At 67.0% G+C, this 25,461-nt stretch carries 27 protein-coding genes and 1 riboswitch; of the genes, 11 read left to right on the top strand and 16 right to left on the bottom strand.

Annotation, left to right across the window (positions count from 1 at the left end; all coding sequences use genetic code 11):
* Positions 1-25 precede the first annotated feature (25 nt).
* A complete protein-coding gene (locus AB0M22_RS12000) occupies positions 26-151 on the top strand; it encodes a hypothetical protein (protein WP_364724355.1) in 126 nt (41 codons plus the stop codon).
* 94 nt (positions 152-245) lie between these two features.
* Here AB0M22_RS12000 and AB0M22_RS11995 read toward each other — a convergent pair whose 3' ends face one another.
* Positions 246-1,763, bottom strand: a complete 1,518-nt coding sequence (locus AB0M22_RS11995) for an MFS transporter (RefSeq protein ID WP_364724353.1) — start codon at positions 1,761-1,763, stop codon at positions 246-248.
* A 139-nt stretch (positions 1,764-1,902) separates the two neighbouring features.
* On the opposite strand from AB0M22_RS11995, the gene AB0M22_RS11990 reads away from it, so the two are divergent.
* The gene (locus AB0M22_RS11990) at positions 1,903-2,907 is read left to right on the top strand and encodes an Lrp/AsnC family transcriptional regulator (RefSeq protein WP_364724350.1); all 1,005 of its coding nucleotides are present in this window, start codon (positions 1,903-1,905) and stop codon (positions 2,905-2,907) included.
* Positions 2,908-2,909: 2 nt separating this feature from the next.
* Here AB0M22_RS11990 and AB0M22_RS11985 read toward each other — a convergent pair whose 3' ends face one another.
* A complete protein-coding gene (locus AB0M22_RS11985) occupies positions 2,910-3,758 on the bottom strand; it encodes an SDR family oxidoreductase (protein ID WP_364724348.1) in 849 nt (282 codons plus the stop codon).
* Complete coding sequence (locus AB0M22_RS11980) at positions 3,755-5,344, bottom strand: NAD(P)/FAD-dependent oxidoreductase (protein WP_364724345.1); 1,590 nt, start codon at positions 5,342-5,344, stop codon at positions 3,755-3,757. The genes AB0M22_RS11985 and AB0M22_RS11980 overlap by 4 nt, the downstream gene beginning before the upstream one ends.
* Before the next feature lie 168 nt (positions 5,345-5,512).
* Here AB0M22_RS11980 and AB0M22_RS11975 point away from each other — a divergent pair, with 168 nt between their 5' ends.
* Positions 5,513-6,208: a TetR/AcrR family transcriptional regulator gene (locus AB0M22_RS11975; protein ID WP_364724342.1), complete on the top strand. Its 696-nt coding sequence runs from the start codon at positions 5,513-5,515 to the stop codon at positions 6,206-6,208.
* A 196-nt stretch (positions 6,209-6,404) separates the two neighbouring features.
* Here AB0M22_RS11975 and thiD read toward each other — a convergent pair whose 3' ends face one another.
* Complete coding sequence (gene thiD, locus AB0M22_RS11970; protein ID WP_364724339.1) at positions 6,405-7,250, bottom strand: bifunctional hydroxymethylpyrimidine kinase/phosphomethylpyrimidine kinase; 846 nt, start codon at positions 7,248-7,250, stop codon at positions 6,405-6,407.
* Between the two features lie 91 nt (positions 7,251-7,341).
* Between thiD and AB0M22_RS11965 the strand changes: the two genes are divergently transcribed.
* Complete coding sequence (locus tag AB0M22_RS11965) at positions 7,342-8,481, top strand: GTP-binding protein (protein WP_364724336.1); 1,140 nt, start codon at positions 7,342-7,344, stop codon at positions 8,479-8,481.
* 71 nt (positions 8,482-8,552) lie between these two features.
* Here AB0M22_RS11965 and AB0M22_RS11960 read toward each other — a convergent pair whose 3' ends face one another.
* The 3 genes from AB0M22_RS11960 to AB0M22_RS11950 form a co-directional block, all read right to left on the bottom strand.
* Positions 8,553-9,176 carry an SDR family oxidoreductase gene (locus AB0M22_RS11960; protein ID WP_364724333.1) on the bottom strand — a complete coding sequence of 208 codons (624 nt, stop codon included), beginning with the start codon at positions 9,174-9,176 and terminating at the stop codon, positions 8,553-8,555.
* Between the two features lie 112 nt (positions 9,177-9,288).
* Positions 9,289-10,425 (bottom strand): epoxide hydrolase family protein, encoded by a 1,137-nt coding sequence (locus AB0M22_RS11955; RefSeq protein WP_364724331.1) that lies wholly within the window; start codon positions 10,423-10,425, stop codon positions 9,289-9,291.
* 86 nt (positions 10,426-10,511) lie between these two features.
* On the bottom strand, positions 10,512-11,597 hold the full coding sequence (locus tag AB0M22_RS11950; RefSeq protein WP_364724328.1) for an epoxide hydrolase family protein: 1,086 nt from the start codon (positions 11,595-11,597) through the stop codon (positions 10,512-10,514).
* Between the two features lie 86 nt (positions 11,598-11,683).
* Between AB0M22_RS11950 and AB0M22_RS11945 the strand changes: the two genes are divergently transcribed.
* Entirely contained in the window at positions 11,684-12,331 is a 648-nt protein-coding gene (locus AB0M22_RS11945; protein ID WP_364724325.1) for a TetR/AcrR family transcriptional regulator, read from the top strand.
* Positions 12,332-12,379: 48 nt separating this feature from the next.
* On the opposite strand, the gene AB0M22_RS11940 is transcribed toward AB0M22_RS11945, so the two are convergent.
* Positions 12,380-13,177, bottom strand: a complete 798-nt coding sequence (locus AB0M22_RS11940; protein WP_364724322.1) for a thioesterase family protein — start codon at positions 13,175-13,177, stop codon at positions 12,380-12,382.
* Between the two features lie 112 nt (positions 13,178-13,289).
* Positions 13,290-14,534: a KasA/KasB family beta-ketoacyl-ACP synthase gene (locus tag AB0M22_RS11935; RefSeq protein WP_364724320.1), complete on the bottom strand. Its 1,245-nt coding sequence runs from the start codon at positions 14,532-14,534 to the stop codon at positions 13,290-13,292.
* 39 nt (positions 14,535-14,573) lie between these two features.
* Here AB0M22_RS11935 and AB0M22_RS11930 point away from each other — a divergent pair, with 39 nt between their 5' ends.
* Together AB0M22_RS11930 and AB0M22_RS11925 are read left to right on the top strand one after the other, a co-directional pair.
* Positions 14,574-15,131 carry a TetR/AcrR family transcriptional regulator gene (locus tag AB0M22_RS11930; protein ID WP_364724317.1) on the top strand — a complete coding sequence of 186 codons (558 nt, stop codon included), beginning with the start codon at positions 14,574-14,576 and terminating at the stop codon, positions 15,129-15,131.
* Between the two features lie 111 nt (positions 15,132-15,242).
* Positions 15,243-16,781 (top strand): MFS transporter, encoded by a 1,539-nt coding sequence (locus tag AB0M22_RS11925; protein ID WP_364724314.1) that lies wholly within the window; start codon positions 15,243-15,245, stop codon positions 16,779-16,781.
* A 17-nt stretch (positions 16,782-16,798) separates the two neighbouring features.
* Here AB0M22_RS11925 and AB0M22_RS11920 read toward each other — a convergent pair whose 3' ends face one another.
* Entirely contained in the window at positions 16,799-17,257 is a 459-nt protein-coding gene (locus AB0M22_RS11920) for a MarR family winged helix-turn-helix transcriptional regulator (RefSeq protein WP_364724312.1), read from the bottom strand.
* A 56-nt stretch (positions 17,258-17,313) separates the two neighbouring features.
* On the opposite strand from AB0M22_RS11920, the gene AB0M22_RS11915 reads away from it, so the two are divergent.
* Positions 17,314-17,721 (top strand): VOC family protein, encoded by a 408-nt coding sequence (locus tag AB0M22_RS11915; RefSeq protein WP_364724309.1) that lies wholly within the window; start codon positions 17,314-17,316, stop codon positions 17,719-17,721.
* Between the two features lie 52 nt (positions 17,722-17,773).
* Here AB0M22_RS11915 and AB0M22_RS11910 read toward each other — a convergent pair whose 3' ends face one another.
* The gene (locus AB0M22_RS11910) at positions 17,774-18,019 is read right to left on the bottom strand and encodes a DUF2510 domain-containing protein (RefSeq protein ID WP_364724306.1); all 246 of its coding nucleotides are present in this window, start codon (positions 18,017-18,019) and stop codon (positions 17,774-17,776) included.
* Between the two features lie 84 nt (positions 18,020-18,103).
* Here AB0M22_RS11910 and AB0M22_RS11905 point away from each other — a divergent pair, with 84 nt between their 5' ends.
* The gene (locus tag AB0M22_RS11905; protein WP_364724303.1) at positions 18,104-18,607 is read left to right on the top strand and encodes a tetratricopeptide repeat protein; all 504 of its coding nucleotides are present in this window, start codon (positions 18,104-18,106) and stop codon (positions 18,605-18,607) included.
* A gap of 21 nt (positions 18,608-18,628) precedes the next feature.
* On the opposite strand, the gene AB0M22_RS11900 is transcribed toward AB0M22_RS11905, so the two are convergent.
* The gene (locus AB0M22_RS11900; RefSeq protein WP_364724301.1) at positions 18,629-19,027 is read right to left on the bottom strand and encodes a hypothetical protein; all 399 of its coding nucleotides are present in this window, start codon (positions 19,025-19,027) and stop codon (positions 18,629-18,631) included.
* Between the two features lie 138 nt (positions 19,028-19,165).
* Positions 19,166-19,960: a dioxygenase gene (locus AB0M22_RS11895; protein WP_364724298.1), complete on the bottom strand. Its 795-nt coding sequence runs from the start codon at positions 19,958-19,960 to the stop codon at positions 19,166-19,168.
* Positions 19,961-20,399: 439 nt separating this feature from the next.
* On the opposite strand from AB0M22_RS11895, the gene AB0M22_RS11890 reads away from it, so the two are divergent.
* Positions 20,400-20,837, top strand: coding sequence for a VOC family protein (locus AB0M22_RS11890; RefSeq protein WP_364724296.1), 438 nt, complete (start codon positions 20,400-20,402; stop codon positions 20,835-20,837).
* Positions 20,838-20,874: 37 nt separating this feature from the next.
* Here the strand turns inward: AB0M22_RS11890 and AB0M22_RS11885 are convergent, their stop codons facing one another.
* Positions 20,875-21,999, bottom strand: a complete 1,125-nt coding sequence (locus AB0M22_RS11885) for a serine hydrolase domain-containing protein (RefSeq protein ID WP_364724293.1) — start codon at positions 21,997-21,999, stop codon at positions 20,875-20,877.
* 200 nt (positions 22,000-22,199) lie between these two features.
* On the opposite strand from AB0M22_RS11885, the gene AB0M22_RS11880 reads away from it, so the two are divergent.
* Positions 22,200-23,066 (top strand): hypothetical protein, encoded by an 867-nt coding sequence (locus AB0M22_RS11880; RefSeq protein WP_364724290.1) that lies wholly within the window; start codon positions 22,200-22,202, stop codon positions 23,064-23,066.
* 65 nt (positions 23,067-23,131) lie between these two features.
* On the opposite strand, the gene thiC is transcribed toward AB0M22_RS11880, so the two are convergent.
* A complete protein-coding gene (gene thiC, locus AB0M22_RS11875) occupies positions 23,132-24,781 on the bottom strand; it encodes a phosphomethylpyrimidine synthase ThiC (protein ID WP_364724287.1) in 1,650 nt (549 codons plus the stop codon).
* A riboswitch (TPP riboswitch) is annotated at positions 24,773-24,881 on the bottom strand. (Overlaps the previous gene by 9 nt.)
* A gap of 84 nt (positions 24,882-24,965) precedes the next feature.
* Positions 24,966-25,442 carry a VOC family protein gene (locus tag AB0M22_RS11870; protein WP_364724284.1) on the bottom strand — a complete coding sequence of 159 codons (477 nt, stop codon included), beginning with the start codon at positions 25,440-25,442 and terminating at the stop codon, positions 24,966-24,968.
* Between the last annotated feature and the right edge of the window lie 19 nt (positions 25,443-25,461).

The raw sequence follows: 25,461 nt of genomic DNA, 5'->3' as shown, positions 1-25,461 counted from the left end.
AGGTCCTCCGAGCAAAGGACCACGTTTGTCCGACAAGTCTCCGCGCAGCTCGATGTCGAAGAAGTCCGGGAAATCGCTGAAAGAGAAGCGGACGGACAAGAAGATGAAGTCCGCCCCCGAGCAGAGCATCATCGATCCGAAAAAGCGCTGACCCACCGCTGAGCGAGGCGCGTGGTCTCCTCGCTCAGCGGATTTGTTCCGCGCCCTGCGGCCGACCCGTTCGGCCGCACGGGAATTCGGGCAAATCAGGCGTGTACCTGCGCCTCCGCATCGACCACCGGCGCCGCCGGCTTGCTCCGCCGCATCAGCAGTAGTACGACCGCGCCGCCGAGCAGGCCGATCACGCCGCTGACCGCGAGCGTGCCCTGCACGCCCGCTGCGGCCGCCGCCCGCACCGCCTCCGCCAGCGCGGACCGCGCCTCGGCCGGAACCTGCTGCACCAGCATCGCGGACTGACCGCCCCCGACCGCCCGTGCCGTGGCCTCCGCGTCCGGCACCGCGCGCTCGTCGAGCACCGCCGCCGCCCGCGCGGTGAATACCGAACCCAGCGTGGCGATTCCGAGCGCGAAGCTCAGCTGCTGCGCGGTATTGACCGCGCCCGTTGCCATTCCGGCCCGCTGCCACGGAACCGCCGCCATTGCCGCCGAACTCAGCGTCGCGGTGGCCAATCCGACGCCGAGCCCGACCGCCAGGAAGCCGGGAATCAGTGCGGCCCAACCGGCTTCGCCGTGCACCAGCAGCGCGCCGACCACGCCACCGATGCCGGTCGCGAACAGCCCACCCGCGATGATCGGTCCGCGATTCTCGCCGTGCAGGAACCGCCCGATGCTGCCGGACACCAGAAAAGCCATGACGGACAACGGAAGTCCCACCGCCCCGGCTTGGATCGCGGTGAGCCCGAGCACCGACTGCATCCAGATCTGGGTGTACATCAGCGCGCCGAACGCGGCGAAGAACAACGCACCCGCCGCGACGAGCACGCCGACGAACGAACGGTCCCGCAGCAGCGCCAGGTCGAGCATCGGCTGCGCAGAGGCCCGTTCGACCATCAGGAACACCACCAGCGACACCGCGGCGACCAGTAGCAACCACCAGGTGAGCGCATTGGACCAACCGTGTTCGTTCGCCCGGATCAGCGCATAGGTCGCCGCCGCCGCGCTCACGGTGAACGCCGCCATGCCCGCCACATCGACCCGGCCGCGGTGCGGTCGTTTCCCCTCGGCGAGCACCCACCCGCACAGCGCCATCGCCACCGCGCTAACCGGCAGGTTGACGAAGAAGATCCAGCGCCACGATGCGAGATCGGTGAGCACGCCGCCGATGATCGGCCCGATCGCGCTGGACGCGCCCGCGACCGCACCCCAGACGCCGTACGCCGTGCCCTGATCCCGCCCGCTGTAGGAACTGTTCAGCAGGGCGAAGGTGGTGCACGCCATGGTTGTCGCGCCGATGCCCTGCACCACCCTGGCCGCGATGAGCACCGCCGGATTCGGGGCGATCCCGCAGACCAGCGAGGACACCGCGAACAGGACCAACCCGGCCATATAGGTCCGCCGATGCCCGGCCAGGTCGGCGATCGAGCCGGCCCCGAGCATGAGCGCGGCCATGGCCAGGGCGTATCCGTCGACCACCCATTGCAGCGAGCTGAACGACGCGTTCAAGTCGTTGCGCATATCGGGTAGGGCGACGTTCACGATGGTGACGTCGATCAGCAGCATGAAGGTGCCGAGACACACCGTCAGCAGCGGCAGCCATTTACGCAAAGCCGTTGTCCTCTCAGGGAATTCGTGGACGGGAGACGGCGTCGAGTATCCGCAGCGGCGACCGGAACGGTCGCCCAGTTCGGAACAGGGCGTAGATTTCCTCCTTGTGAGCGCCTCTGGAATAGGTAAAAACTCCATCTTGGACGGCGTCGATACGCAGATCGTGCAGGCCCTGCAATTGGATCCCCGGGTTTCGTTCAACCGCGTCGCCGCCGAACTGGGTGTCGCGGAACAGACCGTCGCCCGCCGCTACCGGCGGTTACGCCGCGACGGCGTGGTCCGGGTGATCGGCGCGGTCGACTCCCGCGCGCTCGGCGAGAACGACTGGATCATCCGGGTGCACTGCCGGCCGGACGGCGCGCGGCAGGTGGCCGAGGCCCTGGCGCGCCGCGACGACGCCGCCTGGGTCAGCATCGCGGCGGCCGGTGCCGAGGTGAACTTCTCGCTGCACCCGCGCACCCCGCAGGACCGCGACGACCTGCTGGTGCAGCGGCTGCAACGCACCGCGCCGGTGCACGACATCGCGGCGGCGATGATCCTGCACCGCTTCGTCGGACCCACCGTCGTGGACTGGCGCGGTCGGCAGGTGGCCCGAAAAGTCGCCGAGAATGGCCCGGCACCAACGGATTACGCCGAATCGGATCTGGAGCTGCGCGACGAGGACGCCCTGCTGCTCGAACTGCTGGCCCGCGACGGGCGCGCCGGCTTCTCCGTCCTGGCCCGCGCCACCGGCATGAGCATCGGCCGGGTGGCCCGCCGGATCGCCGCACTGCAAGCGGCGGGCATCCTCTACTTCGACCTCGACCTCGCCCCGGCCGCACTGGGATCCAGCCTCTCGGCCTTCCTCTGGCTCCGGGTCGCCCCGGCGCAGCTGGACGCGGTCGGCCGCGCCATCGCCGAGCACGACGAAACCGCCTATGCCGCAGCGGTTACCGGACCGTTCAACATCTTCGCCGTGCTGACCGCGGACACCGCCGACGACCTGTACCACTACGTGACCATCAAGATGGCCACCCTGGACGGCGTGCACAGCTTCGAGCTGACCCCGGTGCTCGAACGACTCAAGCAGGCCGGCTCGCGCACCACCGCGGGCCGGCTGAACCCACCGCCGCCGGTGCCGCCGCGCGCGGCCCGGCGGCGCTAGGCCTAGAGCGCGATACCGAACCGCGCCGCCGCCTGCCGCCCGGCCCGGTACAGCGGGACGCCGAGGTCCTCGTAGGCCGGGCCGAGCAGGCGCGGGATCAGGTCGAAGACCCTGGCATCGGGACCGATCAGCACCCGCGCCTTGTTCTTCTCCACACCGTGCAGGATGATCTTCGCCGCCGCACCGGGACTGGTCAGCGTGAGCGCGTCCCAGCCGCGGCGCAGCGTCTCGAGGTCCACGTCGTCGGGCAGCCCGCGGGCGCTCACCGCGATATTCGTGGTCACCCCGCCGGGGTGCACGCAGGTGACCCCGACCGGATGCCGGGCGATCCGCATCTCCTGCCGCAGCGCCTCGGTGAACCCGCGCACCGCGAATTTGGCCGCGTTGTAAGCACTTTGGGAGGGCACGCCGACGAGGCCGAACACCGAGGAGATGTTGACGATGTGGCCGTCGCCGGAGGCGATGAGGTCGGGCAGGAACGCCTTGGTGCCGTGCGCGACGCCCCAGAAGTTGATGTTCATCAGCCAGTCGAAGTCGTCCCACTCCATGTCTTCGACGTCGGCCCCGAGCGCGACGCCCGCGTTGTTGAAGACCAGGTTCACCCGCCCGAATTCGCCGCGAACATCCGCCGCGTGGGCGTAGACCGCGGCCCGGTGCGCGACGTCCAGCTCGTACGGAATGGCTGTGGCGCCGAGCTTTTCGCAGCGGCCCGCGGTATCGGCGACCGCCTCGGTGTTGATGTCGGACAGCGCCAGCTGGGCGCCGCGGCGGGCCAGTTCCAGGGCCAGTCCCCGGCCGATGCCGGAGCCTGCGCCGGTGATGACGGCGACCTTGTCTTTGAAGTTCTTCACTGAACATCCTCGGGGTTTCGGGCTGGGGCCGGTCGGCCGTTGGTCAGGGCCGTGGGAAACGTCTGGGCCGGAAGGTCTTCCAGCACCGCGGTGCGGCGGGTCGGGGAACTCGGTGCGGGACCGAAGAATTCGTACTCTGCGGGATCGAGCCGCCGGGTCTGCATCCAGTACTGCCAGGTGAACCCGGACCACAGCGTGCGATTGTTCCCGTGCTCGTCGAGGTACCAGCTCTGGCAGCCGCCGGTGTTCCACACCGAGCGCGCCAATCCGCGTTGCAGCCGGGCATTGAAGTGATCCTGCGCCGCCCGCCGCGGCGTCAACGCGAGCGCGCCCTGCTCGCGCACCTGCCGAATGGCTTGCAGCACATAGTGGATCTGCGCCTCGATCATGAAGATCATCGAGTTGTGGCCGAGGCCGGTGTTCGGGCCGACCAGGAAGAACGCGTTGGGCATGTCGGCGACCGTGATCCCGCGATGGGCCTGCACGCCTTCCCGGTCCCAGCGCTCGGTCAGGTCGACGCCGTGCAGCCCGACCATCGGCAGATTCTTGAACGAGTCGATGACGTGAAAGCCGGTGCCGTAGATGATCACATCGACCTGGCGCTCGACGCCGTCGGCGGTGACGATGCCGTCCGCGGTGAACCGGTCGATCCGCTCGGTGACCAGTTCGGTCTTCGGATCGGCGAGCGCCGGATAGTAGGTGTCGGAGCCGAGCAGCCGCTTGCAGCCGGCCCGGTAGTCCGGCGTAACCTGCGCGCGCAGCACCGGATCGGCGATCTGCCGCTCGATGTGCCGGCGGCCGACCCGCTCCAGCACCTTCAGCAGTCCGGGCCGCCAGTTCATCGCGTAGCCGCCGACCTCGGCGCCCCAATAGATGCCATTGCGCAGCGCCAGGCGCAGGCCGGGTATGCGGCGCAGCGCATTCCGGAATCTCGCGGAGAACTCCACATCCGCGCGCGGCATCACCCACGGCGCGGTGCGCTGGAACACGGTCAGCTCGGCCACCTCGCCGACGATCTCCGGCACGAATTGGATTGCGCTGGCGCCGGTTCCGATCACGGCGACCCGCTTGCCGGCCAGGTCGACCCCGTGCTCCCACTGCGCCGAGTGGAACGTGGGCCCGGTGAAATCCGCGCTGCCGCGGAACTCCGGAATGCTCGGAATGTGCAGTGCCCCTACCGCGGACACGAGGAACCGCGCGACATACTCCTGACCGTCCGCGCTGAACGCGTGCCAGCGCCCCTCGCCCTCGTCCCAGTAGCCGTGATCCATCCGCTGGTGGAAGCGGATGTGCGGACGCAGCCGGTACTTCTCGGCGACTTCCTTCAGGTAGTCGAAGATCTCCGGCTGCCCGGAGAACAGTCGTCGCCAATTCGAGCGTGGCTCAAAGGAATACGAATACAGGTGGCTCGGGATATCGCAGGCGCAACCGGGATAGGTGTTGTCCCGCCAGGTGCCGCCGATCTCGCCGGCCTGCTCCACGATGAGGTAGTCATCGAGGCCGGCCTGGTCGAGCGCGATGCCCATGCCGAGGCCGGAGAAGCCGCTCCCGACGATCAGGACTCGGGTGTGGATCGCGGACACCATCGTCCCCACCGGCTCTCTGTGCTAAATATCCAATACCACCGGTTCCGTGTACTTTTCCGAGTGTGTCCCACGCCTCATCCGATGTCAACGCCCCGACCCGGTCATCGGTACCGCTGGTAGCAGGTAGCATCCGGAATTGTGATGCGCAGCGGGCGAAAATTAGACGAGGTGCCACGCAAGCGCGTCGACGCACGCACGGAGCGCTGGCGCGAGCACCGGCTGAAGGTGCGCGAGGAGTTCGTCGACGCGGCGTTCCGCGCGCTGGACAAGTTCGGGCCGGAAGTCAGCATGGGCGATATCGCCAAGGAGGCCGGCGCGGCGAAACCCAAGCTGTACCGGCATTTCGAGGACAAGACCGACCTCTACAACGCGATCGTCGACCGGGTCCGGGACATGCTGTGGGAGCAGTTGATCTCAGGCGTGGATCTGACCAACGACTCGGCCCGCGAGCTGGTCCGGCGCGGTGCCGCGGAGTACGCGCTCGTGGTGTCGGAGCACCCGAACGTCTTCCGCTTCATGCTGCACAGTCATTTCGCGCAGCAGTCCGACGATTCCGAACGCGCGCTGCAATCGGCCCGGCAGTCGGCGAAGCGGGCCGCCGATCTGTTCGCCGAACTGGCGGCCGACACGTCGGTCGACGTGGACAGCGTGGAACTGGTGATTTATTCGATCTTCGGCGCGGTCGGCTCGGCCACCGATTGGTGGCTCGGCGCGAACCGATTGAAGACACAGCCGATGCCGATCGAGAAGTTCGTCGCCTATCTCGCGGAAACCATCGCCGCGCTGACCGCGGCCAATGCCCGGCTCAACGGCATTGTCATCGACACTGATCTGCCACTGCACCTAGCCTTTTCCGGCGAGTAGCGCCTTGCTCTGCCGGCCGCGGCATGGTCGGGGCCGGCGCTGAAACGGTGGTCGCATCCGCCCGAACGACGTTGTTCTGGCTCGGCCACTTCGTCGAGGCCTACCGCGTTTGCGACACCGCTATTGTCTCAGCACCCACCGACAAGAATCGGCCCCCTAAGGGGCTTTCTAACTGGGGAATCGACAGATTCCGGGTTCAGTCGCTGTGCAGACGCCAGAGCGGGGAAACCGGACCGTGGCCCGCGCCGAGATCGTAGGAAGCGGCGAGGCAGCGATAGGTCCAATCCTTGGCGAACTCGACCGCCTCGGGCACCGAATATCCGTTGGCCAGCGCGCAGGCGATCGCCGCGGCCAGGGTGTCGCCGCCGCCGTGGTCGTTGGTGGTGCCGATCCGCGGCGCGGTGAACTCCAGGAACTTGTCGCCGTCGAACAGCAGATCGGTGCTGTGCTCCGAGGAGCGCAGATGTCCGCCCTTCACGATCGCCCACTGCGGGCCGAGCTTGTGCAGCGCCTCCGCGGCCAGCCGGGCCGACGCGTCGTCGGTGACGTCGATGCCGGTGATCAGCCGGACCTCGTCCAGGTTCGGCGTCACCACCGTGGCCAGCGGGATCAGCGTGTGCCGGACCGCGTCCAGGGCCTCCTCGTGCAGCAGCGGGTCGCCGTGCATGGAGGCGGCGACCGGATCGACGACCAGCGGAATGTGCCCGTCGCGGCCGATGCCCACCTCGCGGCACACGTCCGCGACGGCCTCGATGATGGCGGTGGAGGCCAGCATGCCGGTCTTCACCGCGCCGACGCCGATATCGGTCGCCACGACGCGCACCTGACCGGCCACGATGGACGGCGGGATCTCGTGGAAGTCGCTGACCCCCATCGAGTTCTGCACCGTCACCGCCGCGACCGCGACGCAGGCGTGCACCCCGCACAGCGCCATGGTGCGGGTATCGGCCTGGATTCCGGCGCCGCCGCCAGAGTCGGTTCCGGCAATGGTGAGCACCCGGACGGGGGTCTGCCCGTCGGGGGTCAATGGCAACAGCTTCACGAGACAAACCCTACGACCGTCCGCCCGCATTGCCACGCGCAACCGGCGACCTGGAGTGCTGAAGGAAAATGAAAACCATTATCATTAAGATATGACCACCTCCGACCTGCTTCCCGTCACCGTGCTGTCCGGCTTCCTGGGGGCGGGCAAGACCACGCTGCTCAACCACATCCTGGCCAACCGGGAGGGCCGCCGGGTGGCGGTCATCGTCAACGACATGAGCGAGGTGAATATCGATGCCGCGCTCGTCGCGGGTCAGGGCCATCTCGATCGGACCGAGGAGAAACTGGTCGAACTGACCAACGGCTGCATCTGCTGCACGCTGCGCGAGGACCTCATCGAGGCGGTGGGCCGGCTCGCCCGCGAAGGACGCTTCGATCAACTTGTCATCGAGTCGACCGGCATCTCCGAGCCGATGCCGGTGGCCGCGACCTTCGACTGGGAGTTCGAGGACGGGTTCAAGCTCGGCGATATCGCGCGACTGGACACCATGGTGACGGTGGTCGACGCGTCCACGTTCCTGGCCGAGGTGGCCAAGGGGCAGGCGCTGGCCGAGCGGAATCTGCAAGCGGGCGAGGGGGATTCGCGCACCATCGCCGACTTGCTGGTGGATCAGGTGGAATTCGCCGATGTGCTGCTGGTGAACAAGACCGATCTGGTCGGCACGGCGGCGGCCGGGGCGGTGGAAGCGACTGTGCGCAAGCTGAATCCGCGCGCCCAGGTGCTGCGCACGACCAATGGCGTCGTCGACCTGGCCGACGTGCTCGGCACCGGCCTGTACAACCCGGTGGTCGCCGCCGAGGCGGAGGGCTGGGACGAAGAACTGGCGGGCGGGCATACGCCGGAGACCGAGGAGTACGGCATCCGCAGCCTCACCTACACCGCGGACCGGCCGTTTCATCCGCAGCGGCTGTCCGAGGCGCTCGGCGAACTACGCGGGTTGTTGCGCAGCAAGGGTTTCTGCTGGATCGCCAGCCGGCCCTCGCTGGCGGCCATCTGGTCGCAAGCCGGGCCCAATCTCGTCTTCGAGCCCGCCGCGTGGTGGTCGGCGCTGGAAGTGCCTGCGGGACAGGAGATCGTCTTCATCGGGATCAACCTCGATCGGGACCGGGTCCGTGCGTTGCTCGACGACGCGTTGCTCACCGATGCGGAATTCGCCGCGGGACCTGTCGAATGGGCGGGCTACCGGGATCCGTTCCCGGCCTGGGGCGAACTGCACGAGCACGCCTGAACGGCCGCGACCCACGCTGGGTGCGTGGGTCGCGGCAGGTCCGGCTCGAACGCGCGGCACGGTGGCGGGCCTCAGTGGGAGATGCCGGGTGCCTGGTGCAGGTAGGTGCGGTCGTTCAGCTGCTCGAGCATGAAGTCGGCGATGTCGGCGCGGGAGATCTTCAGCGACAGCCCGCGCTCGTCGGCCGGGAAACCGCGCCGGAAACCGCGGGTGCGCGGCCCGTCGGTGAACGCGCTCGGCCGCACGATCGTCCAATCCAGCTCGCTGGCCTGGACATACAGCTCCTGCTGCACGTGGTCGGCATACGCCTGGCGCAGCAGCATGCCGAACATCAGGTACTTCCACACGAAGTTCAGGTTGCCCCGGCTGTCTCCGACGCCGAGGGTGGTCTGCACGATCAACCGCTTCACCCCGGTCCGGTCCATCGCCGCGAGCACCGCGCGGGTGCCCTCGGCCCGGATCACGCCCTTGCGTCCCGCGCCGAGCGAGATCAGCACCGCGTCCTGGCCGACGACCGCCCGCTCGACCGAATTCGTATCCAGCACATCACCTTCCACGATGTGCAGCCGCTCGTGCCGCTGCTCGAGGCCGGCCGCGCTCCGGGTGAACGCGGTGACCTCGTGGCCCTCCTCGATGGCCTGCGCGACCACCAGGCGGCCGACCGTGCTGGTGGCTCCGAAGACTGCGATCTTCATGGTGTTCTCTCCCTTGGTGAAAGCTGTTGCTCTGTTGGTGAATCAAGTACAACAGCGCGGAGTGAGACGAACCATCGCCGTGAGTCTCGATGACATAAGCGACTGTCTCGCGTCAGCCGAGTTGCGCGACGAACTCGCGGATGTCGCCGACCAGAATCTCCGGCGCCTCGTGCGCGGCGTAGTGCCCCGCCGCGTCGTTCGGCCCGCCCTGCGCGGTACCGGCGTCGTAGGAGTTCCAGCGGACGATGTTCTTGTGGTCGCGCTCGGCGAAGCGGCGGATCGACTGGAAGTCGCCCTTGAACATGGCCAGCGCGGTGGGCACGGTGGTCGGTCCGGCCGGCTGCTCGGTGGCGTGCGCGTCTTCGTAGTAGAACCGGGTGGACGAGCTCGCGGTGCCGGTCAGCCAGTAGATCGCCACGTTGCCGACGACGAAGTCGTGGTCCAGACCCTCGCCCATCAGCTGCGCATTCCAGCCCAGCAGGCCGATCGGCGAGTCGGTCAGCGCGTAGGCCAGGGTCTGCGGCTGCTGGCTGAGGAAGGTGTTGAACGCCATTTTGTTGTCGTGGAACCACTGCAGGTGGCCCAGTGCCGCCATGTCCTCCCCGGACATGTCCTCGAACTCGGCCGGATCGCCGGACGGGAACGAAAACAGTTGCGTCACATGGACTCCGATCAGCTTGTCCGGCGCGAGCCGGGCCATCTCCGGCGCGATCATCGAGCCTGCGTCGTTGCCGATGCTGAGATAGCGCTGGTAGCCGAGCTGATCCATCAGCTCCACCCACGCCTTCGCGGTGCGCACCCGGTTCCAGCCGGTGCTGCGGGTCGGGCCGGAGAAGCCGAAGCCCGGCAGCGACGGGATGACCAGGTGGAATGCGGGTGCGTCGGCCGACTCCGGCTCGGTCAGCGGCGCGATGACGTCGAGGTATTCCAGGATCGAGCCCGGCCAGCCGTGGGTCAGGATGGCAGGCACGGCGTCCGGCCGGGACGAGGTGATGTGCAGGAAGTGGATCTCCTCGCCGTCGATCTCCGCGGTGAACTGCGGGTAGGAGTTCAGCCTCGCCTCCAGCGCCCGCCAGTCGAAGCTCTCCAGCCAGTACTGCGCGAGCGTCCGGACCCGATCTCCGGGCACGCCGTAGGCATCGCCGACACCCGGCAGTTCGCTCGGCCACAGCGCCCGGCGCAGCCGGTCGGCCAGATCATCGAGCTTGGCCTGGGGGACGTCGATCTGGAACGGCTTGATGGTGCTCATGGTTTTCTCCTCGTAGAACGAAATGCTTGGGGGTTTGCCGCGGCCCACACCGGGAGGGCGTGGGCCGCGGTCTGAATGCGGAACGCTCAGCGGTACTGGGCGAAGAACTCGGTGATCTCGCCGGACATCAGCTCGGGCCCGACGTGGTGCAGGTAGTGGGTGTACACATCGTGGGTCCGCCACGAGACGATGTTGCTGTGATCCCGCTCGGCGAAGCGGCGGATGCCGTGGAAGTCGCCGTTCGATCCGGACAGCGACAGCGGCACCGTGATCGGCCCGGTCGGCTTGTCCGCCTGAGCCTTCTCGAAGTAGTGCCGGATCGCGGAACCCGCTGTGCCGGTGAGCCAATGGATCGCGATATTGGTCAGCACGAAGTCGTCGTCGAGATCCGGCCCGAGCAGCTGGCCGTTCCAGCCGACCAGTCCGGCCGGCGAATCCACCAGCGCGTGCGCCAAGGTCTGCGGCTGCTGTGACTGCAAGATGTTGAAGCCCATCTTGTTCTTGACGAACCAATCGAGCGTCGCCAGCGACTGCGCCTCGTCCTCGGTGAGGTCGGCCATTTCGGCCGGGTCGCCGGTCGGGAACGAGTAGATCTGCGAAACCTGCACGGCGACAACGTGCTCCGGATCGACGCGGCCGAGTTCGGGGGAGATCTGCGCGCCGCCGTCATTGCCGACCGCGCCGTACTTGTCGTACCCGAGCCGGCGCATCAGCTCGGCCCAGGCCTTGGCGATCCTGGTGTCGTGCCAACCGGATTCCGTTGTCGGACCGGAGAATCCGTACCCCGGCACCGAGGGGATCACCAGGTCGTATCCGGCCGCGGTGAGCGGCTCGATGACGCCGAGGAACTCGACGAAGGTGCCCGGCCAGCCGTGGGTCAGGATCAGCGGGAAGGCGTTGTCCTGCTGCGACCGCACGTGCAGGAAGTGGATCCGCTGCCCATCGATCTCGGTGGTGAACTGCGGGTAGGCGTTCAGCGTCGCTTCGACCTTGCGCCAGTCGAACCCGTCGCGCCAGTAATCCACCAGGTGGCGGACCCGGTCGACGCTCACCCCGTAGGTATCGCCCGAGCCGGGGATCTGATCGGCCCAGCGGGTGCGGGCCAGCCGCGCCCGCAGATCGTCGAGGTCGGCCTGGGGGACGTCGATGCGGAAGGGGGTGATGGTGGTCATCTGAACTCCTTGCGAAACGGAATGCTTCGTTCTGTTTGAAACCGTAGCAGAACGGATCGTTCCGTTTCAAGTGCTATTCTCAAAACATGCCGAAGTCACCCGATACGCCAGCTCAGAAGGCGTTGCCCGGGCGGAAGGCGCAGGCGGCCCGCAACGACGGGCTCATCCTGGACGCCGCCCGCGCCGTGTTCCTCGCCGACGCCAACGCGCCGATCGCCGCCGTCGCCGAACGGGCGGGAGTAGGGATCAGCGCGCTCTATCGCCGCTACCCGAGCAAGGAGGTCCTGTTACGCACGCTCTGCTACGAAGGGCTGCGTCGCTACAACACGGAAGCCGATGCGGCACTGGAGGATTCGGACGGCTGGCAGGGCCTGGTCGGCTTCCTGGAACGGGTCGTCGACGCCGACGTGCACTCGCTGACCGTGCACCTGGCCGGCACCTTCACCCCCGATGAATCTATCCTGCCCGACGTCCTGCACTCGGCCGAGGCGAACGACGAGTTGGTGCGCCGCGCGCAGGCCAGCGGCCGGCTGCGCCCTGGAGTCACCTCGGAAGATCTCGGCCTCATCCTGGAATCCTGTGCGGCCATCTCGATGCCCGACCCCGACCGCACCGCCCAGCTGCGCCGCCGCGTGCTGGCCATGCTGGTGGACGGCCTGTCCGTGGACGGTGATCTGCCCGGCCCCCCGCCCAAGGCGGGAGAGTTCGCTTGGCGCTGGGAGCGGCGGCCATGAGCCGTCGTCGGCGACCGGCGAAGTCTTCCGCCTACCGCGGACGGTCGGCTACGACCGGGTGGTGAGGAACAGGGTCTGCGTGCTGCGGCCCAGCGGGCCCTTCTCGTCGAAGAGGGCCGATTCGGCCAGGCCGATGCCGTGCGGCTGCGGGTAAGTGGCGGCGTCCAGACAGACCCACTCGCCGGCCGGTTGGCGGTGCAGGGTGACGGTGAGGTCGGTGTTGATGAACAGGTAACCGGCCCAGTCGAGGACGGAACTGACGCCGTTGCCGGAGTCGGCGGCGGCCAGGGTGCGTTCCAGCGGGCTCGGGTCGGTGCCCGCGACGATCGGGTACTTCAGCCGGATCCAGCAGATCGCCGGGCCCGCGTCGATGAAAGAGCCGGTGACGAAGCGGTATTCGATTCCGGTGTGGAAGCCGATGGCTTGATCCGAGGGGAACGGGGTCGCGCCGGGTGCGTGTTCCGGGCCGGGGCGGGCGCCGGTCGGCAGGATGTGTTCGGGGAGTTGGAGTTCCGGGTCGGCGCGCTTGAAACGCCATGCGTTGGCCTGCATTACCGGGCCGCGGTCGGTGGACAGCGTCGCCTCGATCAGCTCCACGCTGCGTCCTGCTCGCGCGACGCGGGTCTGCACGGTCAGCGGCTCCAGCGGGATCGGGCCGAGGATCTCCACGGCGACACGGCCGACCTGAAATCCCGCGCGCGGTTCGCAGCGCTCGATCGCGTGGCCGAGCAGCGCGGAGGGCGGGCCGGCATGTTGCGCGTCCGGCGACCACGGGCCCCGCGTCAGTTCGGTGGAGACGAACCGGTGCGGGTCGTTGTCGTCGGGTAGGTAGAAGGCGTCGCTCACGTCGTTGTCCGTCCGTCGGACCAGCAGCATTGCCGGTCTGCGCAGTGTTCGGTCTACGAATTCTGCAACGACGGTTTCCGGAGCGGGATTCCGGCCGGTGATCTTGCGCGAGTCAAGCCCGGCCGAAGGCGAGGGCCACGTTGTGGCCGCCGAAGCCGAACGAGTTGTTCAGGGCGTAGTCGATGCGCTGCGCGCGGGCCGCGCCGCTGACGATGTCGAGCTCGATCTCCGGATCGCGATTGTCGAGATTCAGTGTGGGCGGGACGATTTGGTCGCGCAGAGTCAGCATCGTGATCAGCGATTCGAGCGCGCCCACCGCGCCGATCGAGTGTCCTAGTGCGGATTTGGGCGCGTAGATCGACGCGTCCGGCGTCACGGCGGCGATCGCGTTTGCCTCCGACGCATCGCCGATCGAGGTGGAGGTCGCGTGCGCGTTGACGTGCTGGATGTCCGAAACCTGAAGCCCCGCAGTGGCTATCGCCTTGCGCATGGCCCGCGCCGCGCCGACGCCCGCCGGTTCCGAGGCGACGATGTGGTAAGCGTCGGAGGTGATTCCCGCGCCGAGCACCCGGCCGTGGATTTCCGCGCCGCGGGCTCGGGCGTGCCGCTCCGATTCCAGCACCATCAGCGCGCCCGCCTCGCCGAAGACGAATCCGTCCCGGTCCCGGTCGAAGGGTCGCGACGCCCGCTCCGGTTCGTCGTTTCGGGTGCTCATCGCCCGCATCATGGCGAAACTCGCGATGGGCACCGCGTCGATGTGGCCCTCGACGCCGCCGGCCACCGCCACGTCGGCCTCGCCGGTGCTGATCAGCCGCCACGCCTGGGCGATCGCCTCGGAGCCGGACGAGCAGGCCGACACCGGCGTGTAAATCCCTGCCCTGGCGCCGATTTCGAGGCCGACGGTGGCGGCGGGACCGTTCGGCATGACCATCGGCACCGACATCGGCGACACCTTCCGATAGCCGCCGGCCCGCATCGCGTCGACCGCGTTGATCAGCGCGTCCCCGCCGCCGAGCCCGGTGCCGATGGCGACCGCGAGCCGGTCGCCGTCCAGCTCAGGAGCCCCGGCGTTGCGCCAGACCGCGCGGCCGAGCACCAGCGCCAGCTGTTCGACATAGGACAGCCGGCGCTGTTCGATCCTGGTCAACTGCTCGCCCGGACGGGACTTCAGCTTCCCGCCGATCCGCACCGGCAGGTCGTACTCGGCGACGAAGTCCTCGGTCAGCACGCCGATGCCGGTGTGCCCGAGCAGCAGCTCCGACCAGGTTGTATCCATGTCCTCGGCCATCGACGTGGTGGCCGCGTAGCCGGTGACGACCACGGAATCCCGAGTTTCTGAAGCGATTGTTACAGTCACGATGTCATGGATACCTGTAGCAGTCGCTACAGTCAACTCATGGCCCGTCCCCTCGACCACGCCAAACGCGCCGAACTGCTCGCCGCCGTCGTGCGCTATATCGCCGACCACGGCCTCGCCGAGCTGTCCCTGCGACCGCTCGCGGCCGAGCTCGGCACCAGCTCGCGGATGCTGATCTACTACTTCACCACCAAGGAGGAGTTGCTGGTCCAGGCGTTGGCCACCCAGCGTCCGGACCTCGCGGCGCTGTTCTCAGGGGTTTCCGATGCCACCGAGTTGCGTGCGCAGCTGTGGGGGTTCTGGACCGCGAACACCTCCGGTGACGGCCGGACCAGCGTCCGGGTCATGTTGCAGGTGCTCGGCGCCGCGTGCGCTGCGGACAGTCCGTACGCCGATTACGCCAAGACGGCCATCGCGACGTTCGTCGAGTCGCTGGCCGGCGGACTGCGCGGATTGCCGTCCATCGATGATCCGGAACTCGTGGCGACACTGCTTGTTTCGGGGTTGCGCGGGATCCTTCAGGACCGCCTGATCACCGGCGATGTCGAGCGCACCGATCGCGCTGCCCGCCTGCTGATCGACCAAGCCCTCCGGTAGTCGTTCCGTGCGGAGCGCCTGCCGATGTGCGAAGAAGTCGTCCGGCGGCGCGGTTACTTGGTGTTTGCTGGAGTGCGGTGAATGCTGAGCTGGGGCGAGCGAGGAGGCGGGATGGCGGCGAGCGGGCCGGAGACGAGTGGCGACGTATCGACGGTGGGCAGCGTCCGGTGGGTGATGCTCGCCGTGCTGTGTGCCAGCCTGCTACTGGTGGCGATGGATGCCACGATTCTGAACGTCGCCCTGCCGTCGCTGATCGCCGATCTGCGGGTGGGGCAGCTCGAACAGCTGTGGATCATCGACGTGTACGGGTTGGTGCTCGGCGGTTTGCTGATCACCACGGGCGCGGTCGGTGACCGGGTCGGCCGGAAGTTGTTGTTCCTCACGGGTTTCGTGCTTTTCGGCGTGGCCTCGGTGGTGGCGGCGACGTCGCAGAGCGCGTGGCAGTTGATCGCGGGCCGGGTGCTGCTCGCCATCGGCGGCGCGATGGTGATGCCGTCGACGTTGTCGCTGATCCGGAACATCTTCACCGATGCGCGGGAGCGCACGCTGGCGATCGGCATCTGGGCCGCGGTGGCGGGCGCCGGCGCGACCATCGGCCCGATCGTCGGCGGGGTGATGGTGGAGCACTTCGGCTGGGCGTCCGCCTTCTGGTTGAACGTGCCGGTCGTGCTGCTGACCGTAGCGGTCGGTGCCTGGTTGCTGCCGGAATATCGTGCGCCGCAATTGGGTTCGCTCGATTGGCCGGCCGCCGCGTTGTCGATCGTCGGTATCGTCGGATTGGCCTGGGGGATCAAGCATGTCGCCAAGGGCACGCCCGCCCCGGTGGACTGGGCCATCCTGATTCTCGGTGTGCTGCTGCTCATCTGGTTCGCGCGCCGGCAGCTCGCCGCCGCCGATCCGTTGCTCGACGTGCGGTTGTTCCGCAACGGCGCGTTCTCGGCCGCCGCGCTCGCCACGTTGCTCGCCATGCTCGCGATCGGCGCCGCGCTGTTCCTGATCTCGTTGTGGTTGCAGTACGTGCACGGTTACTCGCCGTCCGAGGCGGGTCTGCGCACCTTGCCGTCGGCGTTGACGCTGCTGGTCGCGTCATTGGCGACCCCGTGGTTGATGCAGCACATCGGCGTTCGGGCGGTGCTCGCCATCGGGCTCGGCGCGCTCGCCATCGGGTTCCTCGGGCTGGCACTCAGTCCCGAGCCGACCACGTATCCCGTTGTCGCACTGGTACTTGCGTCCTTCGGTCTCGGCGACGGACTGGCGATCACCGCGGCGGCTGCCGTTCTGGTTTCCGCGGTTCCGCCCGAACGGGCCGGGCAGGCAGGCGCGGTGTCGGAGACCAATTACGAACTCGGCATGGGGCTCGGCGTCGCGCTGCTCGGCAGCATTCACGGGCGGATCTTCACCGAGAACATGATCGGCCTGCCGTTGCGTGGTGAAAACCTCGATGAGGCAAGGGAATCCATCGGCGGCGCGGTGGAAGTAGCCGGCCGCCTGGACAGTGCGCCGCGCGAGCAAGTGCTCGAGGCAGCCCGGCACGCGTTCGATGTGGCGCTCACTACTACCGCCTATGTTTCAGCGGCGATCGTCGCCGTGGTGGCGGTTGTCGCGGTCTGGTTGGTGCCCAAGGGTTTCCGGGTCACCGGCTCCCACTGAGTGGTGTTTCGCGCAGCTCAACGCGGGTCGGCCGGGTATGCGTGGGCGAAAACGCGGCGCATCAACTCGGACAGCTGGGCGCGTTCCTGCGGGTTCAGCGGTGCGAGGATATCGTCGCCGACCTGATCTGCTTCCTTGTCAAGAGCGGTCAGCGCCGCACACCCGGCGCGGGTGATCCGCACGGTCATCCGCCGTCGATCGGCCTCGTCCCGCGCCCGCTCGACCTGACCCGCGGCGGCCAGCTCATCGACCACCTTGGTCACATCACTCGGATGAATGGCGAGCCGCTCGGCGAGATCCCGCTGCGCATGTGCCCCGAAGTCGGCCAACGCCGCGAGTATCGCCATGTGCCACAGCCGAAGCCCGCGCTCGGCCAGCCGATCCGCGAACCGCCCCCGCGCCACCTTCCCCACCCGCGACAACAGGTAGATATCCAGCCCGAGCAAGCTCGGCGGCAGCGCATGTCCAGAGTCCATCGACCTATTGTAGGGCGAGACCTATAGTAGGTCTGACCCTACTAATTGGAGACCCCGTGGACGCCCTACACCCGAGACTGCTCGTCACCCACTTCGCCGAATGCTTCACCTTCTACGCCGCAGTCCTCCCCGACCTCATCGGCGCCAACCTGATCAAAGGCACCCCCGAAGGCCCCTACGCCAACTGGGACGTAGACAACCAAGCCGCCCTGATCCTCTTCGACCGCACCGCCATGGCCAAGGTAGCCGGAACCACCACCCTCCCAACCCAATCCACCCCCACCCAAGACACCGTCATGTTCGTCTGCCGAGTAAAAGACGTAGACACAGCCCACACCCTCTGCCTTCAAAACGGCGCAACCCCCGTCACCGCCCCCACCAACCGCCCCGACTGGTCCCCCAACCTCCGCACCGCCCACCTCCGCGATCCGGCCGGCACGCTGATCGAACTCCAGTCCTACTAACGGCTTTCGACTGGCGCAGCCGTAACCCGGAAGCGCTGTGGATGGTCGAGACTCATTGGCGCGGCTGGGTTTGCGCCGTCCACTGATGCCCGTCGAACCAGCGCAGAAGCGCCGGATTCGCATTGTCCGGGTACCAGCCCGGCGCGATCGAGCCGACCGGTTGCTGCCCCGATCGCGGCCGCGAACTGGACTTCACGGCGAGAAATACGACGCCGGCGATTCCTCCCACGATCGCAAGGAGGACAAGCAGGATGAGAATGTGCCAGATGCTGAGTGCTCCCATCCGCTCAGTATTCACCGGGATCGGCTGAGCGCGGTGCGTATCGTCAGGCGTCCTGACATCGCGTCGATCGGTCCGGAACCATATGCGAAAGTGGGCAGCGTGAACCGGGATTGGGAAGAGCGGGTGGCTGCGGCCTGGGCTGCGTTCGACGACTATGACGAGGCTCGGGCGGGGGAGTTTCGTGCGGTGATCGATGCGTTGGTCGCTGAACTGCCCGCGGATCATCCACTCGGCCGGTTCGAGCAGGCGTGCGCGTGGGATTCAACGGGGCACTCGGACAAGGCAATTCCGCTGTATCGAGAGGCGCTGGCTCGCGGCCTGGACGGTATTCGACGCCGCCGGGCCACGATCCAGTTGTCGAGTTCACTGCGAAACATCGGCCAGGCGGCGGAGGGCGTCGAACTCCTGACGAAGGAACTCGACGCCCAGTCCGACGAACTGGACGACGCCGTACGCGCATTCCTGGCCCTCTGCCTCGCCACCCTCGGCCGCGACCGAGAAGCCCTCGCGCACACCCTCACCGCCCTCGCCCCCCACCTACCCCGCTACCAGCGCTCCACGGCGAACTACGCTCTTGCCCTGGTCGATCCGGCGCTGGACTGACGAACAGCCTGGGGCGCGCGGTCAGTCAGCCGTGCCGTCGGCCGGGACCTCGGCGAACGATCCGCCGATGGCGGGATCCGGTCCTTCGGCCTTGATGCTGATGTCGCTGCTGACCTTGTCGCCGTGGTTGCCGGCACCCAGATCGGTCTTGATGGTGACGAACGTCGGCTTTCCAGTGCATTCGAGGTTCTCGACGGACCCGCTGCCTTTGGCACCGGAGTTCTTGTAGGTCACCTTGACGGTGATCGTCGCGGTATCACCCTCGGTGCAGTCATATGCGGCAATGACCGAACCGTCCTTGTGCAGGACCTTGAACACCGCGGCGTTCGCGTCGCCGTCGGCCGCCTCTGCGTATGCGACGGGGGCGGCGAACGCCGCGATGGCACTCGAAAGGGCAAGCGCGCCAGCAAGTTTCCGCATGGAAGTCATCCTTCTCGTCGGGTCGTGCGGTGGTGCGTCAATGGATTCGGTCCAGTTGACCGCGACGCCGTATCCCTCCGCATTCGTTGCCGCCGAGATTTCAGATGGGCACGGACCTGTCGGCGCTGAGGATGACGGTCAGCGGAAGTTCAGGATGAAGTCGTAGGTCCCTTCTTTGCCTGCGGGGACGGTGCGGACCGTCATCAGCAGGCGGCGGTCGAAGATGGAGTCGGTGTTGTTTCTCGGTTCGCCGGGGAAGTACAGCTGGGTGGTCAGGATTCGCTGGTTGGGGGCCTGCACCTTGACGTGGATGTGGCGGGTGCGGCCCGGGTAGAGGCCGGGGACGATGGTCGACAGGCTGAAGTGGCCGTTTGCGTCGGTGAACTGGTGTCCCCGCCACTTGTAGCCCGTGTTGTCGTACGCGCCGTTGTTATCGGCTTGCCAGAAGTCCAGTAGGGCTTGGGCGACCGGGCGGCAGGAACGGGTGAACACGTAGCCGCTGACCGACAGGCGGGTGCCGGGCGCGCCGGGTATCACCAGGTCGCTGGTCAGGGGCGAGTTCGGCTTGAAGTAGGGGCCTTCGGTCTGCGCGATGGTCGGAGCGTCCCCGTCGTGGCAGGCGGGGGTCGGCTCGAGATCCTCCGGCAGGGCTTGCTGGGTTTCGCCGGGGCTGCCGGTGCTGGTCGCGGCGCCGGCGGTCAGCGCCGCGGCGGCGGGTACGGCGAGCAGACCCAGTTGCAGCAGGCGTTTGCGGGTAATCGCCTGGGGGATATCATCATCCAGAGAGTCGTTGGTAGTCATGGTTTCGATCTCCTCGGGGAACGGGACGGGCTGGAATTCACATTCGGCATTCGCGATGTACCTGTGGCAGGCGGCAATGAACAACTTCGCGGCAACCAGGTAGGCCGCGCCGTCGCCTGAACAGCCGGGCATGCGTGCTGCTCAGTGATCAAACACCTTGTCGGCGAATGCATTTCAAGTTCGAATGTGAACAACACGATATGTCTCGGCCTTGGGGGCGGGCAACGGCCCGGGCACTCAGCGTTGCGAGAGCGGACGCTCTGAATGTCGAAAGATCCAGTGACACAATATAATTGGTGATTTCCGCGCGACTTGCGGCAGCGAGTCCCCAATGGCTCCCCAGTGGGTCGCTTTCGGAAATCGCCGATGCTACGGCCGTCGTATCCGAAATTGCTCTGCAACAGCTTCAAGATCTCGATTAACGGATCCGGAAAGAAATCTGGAAATTCATACGCCGCGGATGTCGAGAACGCTCGAACGGCTCCGTCCCTGGGGTACAAGCAGTCACGAAGAGCGTGCCTGAACCGACCAACCGGCCAGAATGGGCCGCTACGAACCTGAGGAGAACAACATGACGATCCGCCGGATGGACCACGTCGGCATCGTGGTCGAGGACCTCACCGCCGCTGTCGCGTTCTTCGTCGAACTGGGCCTGGAACTGGAGGGCGAGGCAACGGTCGGCGGCCAATGGGCCGACGACCTGCTCGCGCTGGACGGCGTCTTGGCGGACATGGCCGTCGTGCGGACCCCGGACGGCCACAGCCGCATCGAACTCTCGACGTTCCGCTCGCCGACGACCACCGACACCGCGCCCAAGTCGGCGGTGAACACCCCGGGTATCCCGCGCCTGACCTTCGCCATCGATGACGTCGACGAGGTCGTCGCCCGCCTGCGCGCCCGCGGCGGCGAACTCGTCGGCAAGGTGGCCCGATACGAGGACTACTGCCGATACGCCTACGTCCGCGGCCCTGAGGGCGTCATCATCGGGCTGGTCGAGGAACTCGGCTGACCTCCGCCGCTAGGCCGGAAGGACTTCGGCGCAGGCCCTAGGGTGCCGAGCAGGCGGCAGTTTCCAAGACCCGGAAGCCTTCGTTGTAGCGATCGTCCATCAGGTCCTGGTTGAGGGCGACGGTGACGGCGCGCCCCGTAGTGGGGACTACGCCGTCGAAGGTCAATGCGCCCGAGAGCCCGCCGGTGTGACCCCACAGTTCGTTGCCGCAGGACATGGTCATTCGTGCCAGGCCGAGGCCATAGGCCAACTTGCTGTCCACTCCGGTGGGCCGGACGGATTTCATTTCCGCCAATTGCGCGGGTGGGAGCAGCCTTCCGTCCAGCAGAGCGATGAAGAACTGGTTGAGGTCTGCGCCGGAGGCGACCATAGCCCCGGCCGCGCCGGCCCACGAGACGTTCTGGCTGGTGTAGTCGGCCCGCACGCCGTCGATTTCGGTGTAGCCCTTGGGATGCGGGCCGCGAATGTCGACTTCATCGGGGCCCGGGTAGTAGGTGTCGCGTAAGCCGAGTGGCTCGATGATGCGGTGGGTGATCTCCGCGCCGATCGGGTTTCCGGTGATCCTCTCGATCACCATCCCGGCGACGGCGTAGTTCGTATTGGCGTATGCCCATTGCGCACCGGGCTCGAAATCGGCGGGTGCGGTGAGCGCGGTGCGGATCGCTTCGGCGATATCCGTTGTCCCCCAGCGGACTCGCTCGGTCAGGGCGGCGAGCTGGCCCGGCTCGGGTGGCGTCCCGAACTCGGCCGCGTATTCGGGGAGTCCGCTGGTGTGCTGCAACAGGTTTCGGATCGTGATCCGATCGCCGTCGATGCCCGGCCCGTGCACCACGCCCGGAAGATACCGTTGCACCGGCGTATCCAACTCGACCTTGCCCTCGGCCACCAATTGCAGCATCACGGTGGCGACGAATGGCTTGGTGTTGCTGGCAATCCGGAGCCGAGCGTTGTCGGCGAACGGGCTTCCGGTGGTCAGGTCGGCGACACCCGCGGTGACGGTCCAGGTGTGGCCGGCCTCGGTGACCACCGCCTGCGCACCCGGATAGCCTTGGCGCACCGCGTTATTCAGCGCGGCGGTGATCTGTTTCCGGCCCGCTTCCACGGCACGGGGCGAATCGTCCACGCCGCACGACGCGGCGATCAAGGCCGTCATCCCCAGCATCACAAGTTTCCTCCGCATCCCAATGAAACTAGGGATGCGAGACCTGCCGCGAGAAGCCTGCCGCCTACCCGACGTCTGGTGGTGCTGGCACTACTGCCGGAACCTGTGCCGACTGCCGCGTTCGAAAACTGCCCCTCCACCCTCGAACGTATGTTCGATAGAATGGAACCCGGTAGGTACCCGACCGGGAGCGAGGGGTCATGCGGGAGTCGTCCTCGGGGTTATTGAAGTTGCTGGTCAACGAGGTCGCAGTGCGACACGGGTATGGCTGTGAGAAGTCGGGGGACGAGTTCGTGTTCGCCGGGCGCGGCGGCGGCCGGGTGGTGTTGCCGTGTACACGGTTGGAGCGGCGGGTCGCCCGGGCGCCGCGGCAGCTGTGGTCGACGATTGTCGGGGATCGGCTGGATATGCAGATCACGGATCTGGCGGCCGGGCATCTCGACGTGTCGCGCCTGGAGTCGGTGCGGTCGATGCTGCGGACCCGGCTGTGTTCGGCGCGCACCAAGGGGTTGATCAATGATGTGCGCCGGTTGGTGGCGCCGGGCCTGTTGCAGCGGGTGCTGATCGACTTCGGCGACATCATGGCGCCGGTCACCTACGCCAATGCGCAACGTTGGGGCGCAAGGGAATCGGACCTGTTCGCGATCGCCGAACGCAACACCCAGGCCGAAGGTGGGCTCGACTTGATGGCCGCTGATATCGACGGCATGGACGATGTAGATATCCAAATGCTCTACGGGGCATCGGATTTCGTCACCGCGCACGTCCGCTGGCTGGATGACTATCCGGTCGTCGGCCCGTGGGGCGCGCTGCTCGTCATTCCAGGACACACCCACCTGCTGGTCCATCCGATCACCGGCCCAACGGTTTTCGCGGGAACCAGCCTGCTCGCCGAACTCCTGGTCGCGGGAGAGGTCCGGTCGAAGCCGGTCAGCCGCTCGATCTACTGGTGGCGCAACCGAATCGCCATCGATATCGCCGCCACCATTCAGGGCAGTGGCGAGTCGATGGAAGTCGTCCCGGCCGACCACCTCGAATCACTGCTCGAAATCATGCGCCGGGACTGACCGGCCGGTTCCCGCACGCAGGGGGTGCGGGAACCGGATCCGTTGCCGGACAGCCGAATCCGTGACTACGTGACGATCGGCAGGTACACCGCGTTGCCGCTGTCGACGAACTCGGCGGACTTCTCCGCCATCCCCGCCTCGATCGCCTCGACATCGGTCAGCTGGTTGCGCGCGGCGTACTCACGGACGTCCGCGGAGATGCGCATCGAGCAGAACTTCGGCCCGCACATCGAGCAGAAGTGCGCGGTCTTGGCCGGCTCGGCGGGCATCGTCTCGTCGTGGTACTCCCGCGCCGTGTCCGGATCCAGGGACAGCGCGAACTGGTCGCGCCAGCGGAATTCGAACCGCGCCTTGGACAATTCGTTGTCCCGGTCCTGCGCGTGCGGATGCCCCTTGGCCAGGTCGGCGGCGTGCGCGGCGATCTTGTAGGTGATCACGCCGACCTTGACGTCGTCTCGGTTGGGCAGCCCGAGGTGTTCCTTCGGGGTGACGTAGCAGAGCATCGCCGTGCCCGCCTGCGCGATGATCGCCGCCCCGATGGCCGAGGTGATGTGATCGTAGGCGGGCGCGATATCGGTGGCGAGCGGGCCGAGGGTATAGAACGGCGCCTCCTCGCACAGCTCCTCTTCGAGCCGCACATTCTCCACGATCTTGTGCATCGGCACGTGGCCGGGACCTTCGATCATCACCTGCACGCCAAAGGATTTCGCGACCTTCGTCAGCTCGCCGAGCGTGCGCAACTCGGCGAACTGCGCCTCGTCGTTGGCGTCGGCGATGGACCCGGGCCGCAGGCCGTCGCCGAGGGAGAAGGTCACGTCGTACTTCGCCAGGATCTCGCACAGGTCGGCGAAGTGGGTGTAGAGGAACGACTCCTGATGATGCGCCAAACACCAAGCGGCCATGATGGATCCGCCACGCGAGACGATGCCGGTGACCCGCTTGGCGGTCAGCGGCACGTAGCGCAGCAGCACGCCGGCGTGCACGGTCATGTAGTCCACGCCCTGCTCGCACTGCTCGATCACGGTGTCGCGGTAGATCTCCCAGGTGAGCTGGGTCGGATCGCCGTTCACCTTCTCCAGCGCCTGGTAGATCGGCACGGTGCCGACCGGGACGGGGGAGTTGCGCAGGATCCACTCGCGGGTCTCGTGGATGTTCTTGCCGGTGGACAGGTCCATGATGGTGTCGGCGCCCCAGCGGGTGGCCCACACCATCTTTTCCACCTCCTCGGCGATCGAGGAGGAGACGGCCGAGTTGCCGATGTTCGCATTGATCTTCACCAGGAACTTCTTGCCGATGATGGTCGGCTCCAGCTCCGGATGCTGGTGATTGGCGGGAATCACCGCGCGACCGAGGGCGACCTCGTCACGCACCAGCTCGGGTGTCACTCCCTCGCGGGCGGCGATGAACCGCATCTCGGGCGTGATGATGCCCTGCCGCGCCCAGGCCAGCTGGGTCGGCGGTCCTTCGACCTCGGGCTTTGCCCAGGTATCGCGCAATTTCGGTAGGCCCGACTCCAGATCGATCTGGGCTGTGTCGTCGGTGTACGGGCCGGAGGTGTCGTAGACGTCGAAATGCTCGCCGTTGGTCAGATTGACCCGACGGACCGGAATGCGCAGCCCGTCTACCTCGGTGTAGTGCTTGACACTGCCTTCGATCGGTCCGGTGGTGACGGTGTCGATGATCTCGGATCCGTCTTTGGACGTAGCAGCAGCCATGATGTTCCTCCCTACGCCGGCATTACCCGGTCAGGTTCATACGGTCGACGGCCCTAGCCGTCCTCTCAGCCCGCTGGTGCGAGCCCCCGTTGGCGGTGTGAAATTTTCCAGCCCGAGACTACCTGCCTTCCCTGGGAGTTCGCCCCATGATCGGATGAAGATCCAACTCACAAGCCGGTGTCGGTCACTTGTCGTTGTAGGCGTCGCGCATCTGTTGCAGCACGATCTTCTTCATCCCGAGCATCGCCCGCATCGCGCGGTTCACCGCTTCCCGGTCATCGCTGGTGACCAGCTCGGTCGCCTCGGCAGGCCAGATCTGCCACGGCACCCCGTATTTGTCGTTCAGCCAACCGCATTCGATTTCCTGCCCGCCATCGGCCAGCAACGCCGTCCACAGCCGGTCGACCTCGGCTTGGCCGTCGCAGTTGACCAATAGCGACATGGCATGGGTGTAGTGGTATTCGCCGCCGCCGTTGATCGCGGTGAACTTCTGGCCGTTGAGTTCGAAGTCGACGGTGATGGCCAGATCCGTCGGCCGGTTGCCCGCCTCGGTGAAGTACTGCACGTCGGTGATCTTGGAGTCGGCGAACAGCGAACAGTAGAACTCGGCGGCTTCCTCTGCCTGGGTGTCGAACCAAAGGTTGGTGACGATCTTTTGCATGGCGATCCTCCTGGCCGGT

Origin of the sequence: Nocardia sp. NPDC051756, from assembly GCF_040681495.1 — a bacterium.
Taxonomy (GTDB): domain Bacteria; phylum Actinomycetota; class Actinomycetes; order Mycobacteriales; family Mycobacteriaceae; genus Nocardia.
The sequence above is the reverse complement of the archived record's forward strand: the minus strand, read 5'-3'. Positions and strand labels throughout refer to the sequence as shown.

Coding starts and splice junctions, on each gene's coding strand:
- AB0M22_RS11920 (WP_364724312.1), bottom strand. CDS start 17,257: ATGGACTCTGGACATGCGCTGCCGCCGAGCTTGCTCGGGCTGGATATC.
- AB0M22_RS11880 (WP_364724290.1), top strand. CDS start 22,200: ATGCGGGAGTCGTCCTCGGGGTTATTGAAGTTGCTGGTCAACGAGGTC.
- thiC (WP_364724287.1), bottom strand. CDS start 24,781: ATGGCTGCTGCTACGTCCAAAGACGGATCCGAGATCATCGACACCGTC.
- AB0M22_RS11960 (WP_364724333.1), bottom strand. CDS start 9,176: ATGAAGATCGCAGTCTTCGGAGCCACCAGCACGGTCGGCCGCCTGGTG.
- AB0M22_RS11925 (WP_364724314.1), top strand. CDS start 15,243: ATGGCGGCGAGCGGGCCGGAGACGAGTGGCGACGTATCGACGGTGGGC.
- AB0M22_RS11955 (WP_364724331.1), bottom strand. CDS start 10,425: ATGAGCACCATCAAGCCGTTCCAGATCGACGTCCCCCAGGCCAAGCTC.
- AB0M22_RS11870 (WP_364724284.1), bottom strand. CDS start 25,442: ATGCAAAAGATCGTCACCAACCTTTGGTTCGACACCCAGGCAGAGGAA.
- AB0M22_RS11950 (WP_364724328.1), bottom strand. CDS start 11,597: ATGACCACCATCACCCCCTTCCGCATCGACGTCCCCCAGGCCGACCTC.
- AB0M22_RS11900 (WP_364724301.1), bottom strand. CDS start 19,027: ATGCGGAAACTTGCTGGCGCGCTTGCCCTTTCGAGTGCCATCGCGGCG.
- AB0M22_RS11895 (WP_364724298.1), bottom strand. CDS start 19,960: ATGCCCGGCTGTTCAGGCGACGGCGCGGCCTACCTGGTTGCCGCGAAG.
- AB0M22_RS11980 (WP_364724345.1), bottom strand. CDS start 5,344: ATGGTGTCCGCGATCCACACCCGAGTCCTGATCGTCGGGAGCGGCTTC.
- AB0M22_RS11890 (WP_364724296.1), top strand. CDS start 20,400: ATGACGATCCGCCGGATGGACCACGTCGGCATCGTGGTCGAGGACCTC.
- AB0M22_RS11965 (WP_364724336.1), top strand. CDS start 7,342: ATGACCACCTCCGACCTGCTTCCCGTCACCGTGCTGTCCGGCTTCCTG.
- AB0M22_RS11930 (WP_364724317.1), top strand. CDS start 14,574: ATGGCCCGTCCCCTCGACCACGCCAAACGCGCCGAACTGCTCGCCGCC.
- AB0M22_RS11885 (WP_364724293.1), bottom strand. CDS start 21,999: ATGCTGGGGATGACGGCCTTGATCGCCGCGTCGTGCGGCGTGGACGAT.
- AB0M22_RS11945 (WP_364724325.1), top strand. CDS start 11,684: ATGCCGAAGTCACCCGATACGCCAGCTCAGAAGGCGTTGCCCGGGCGG.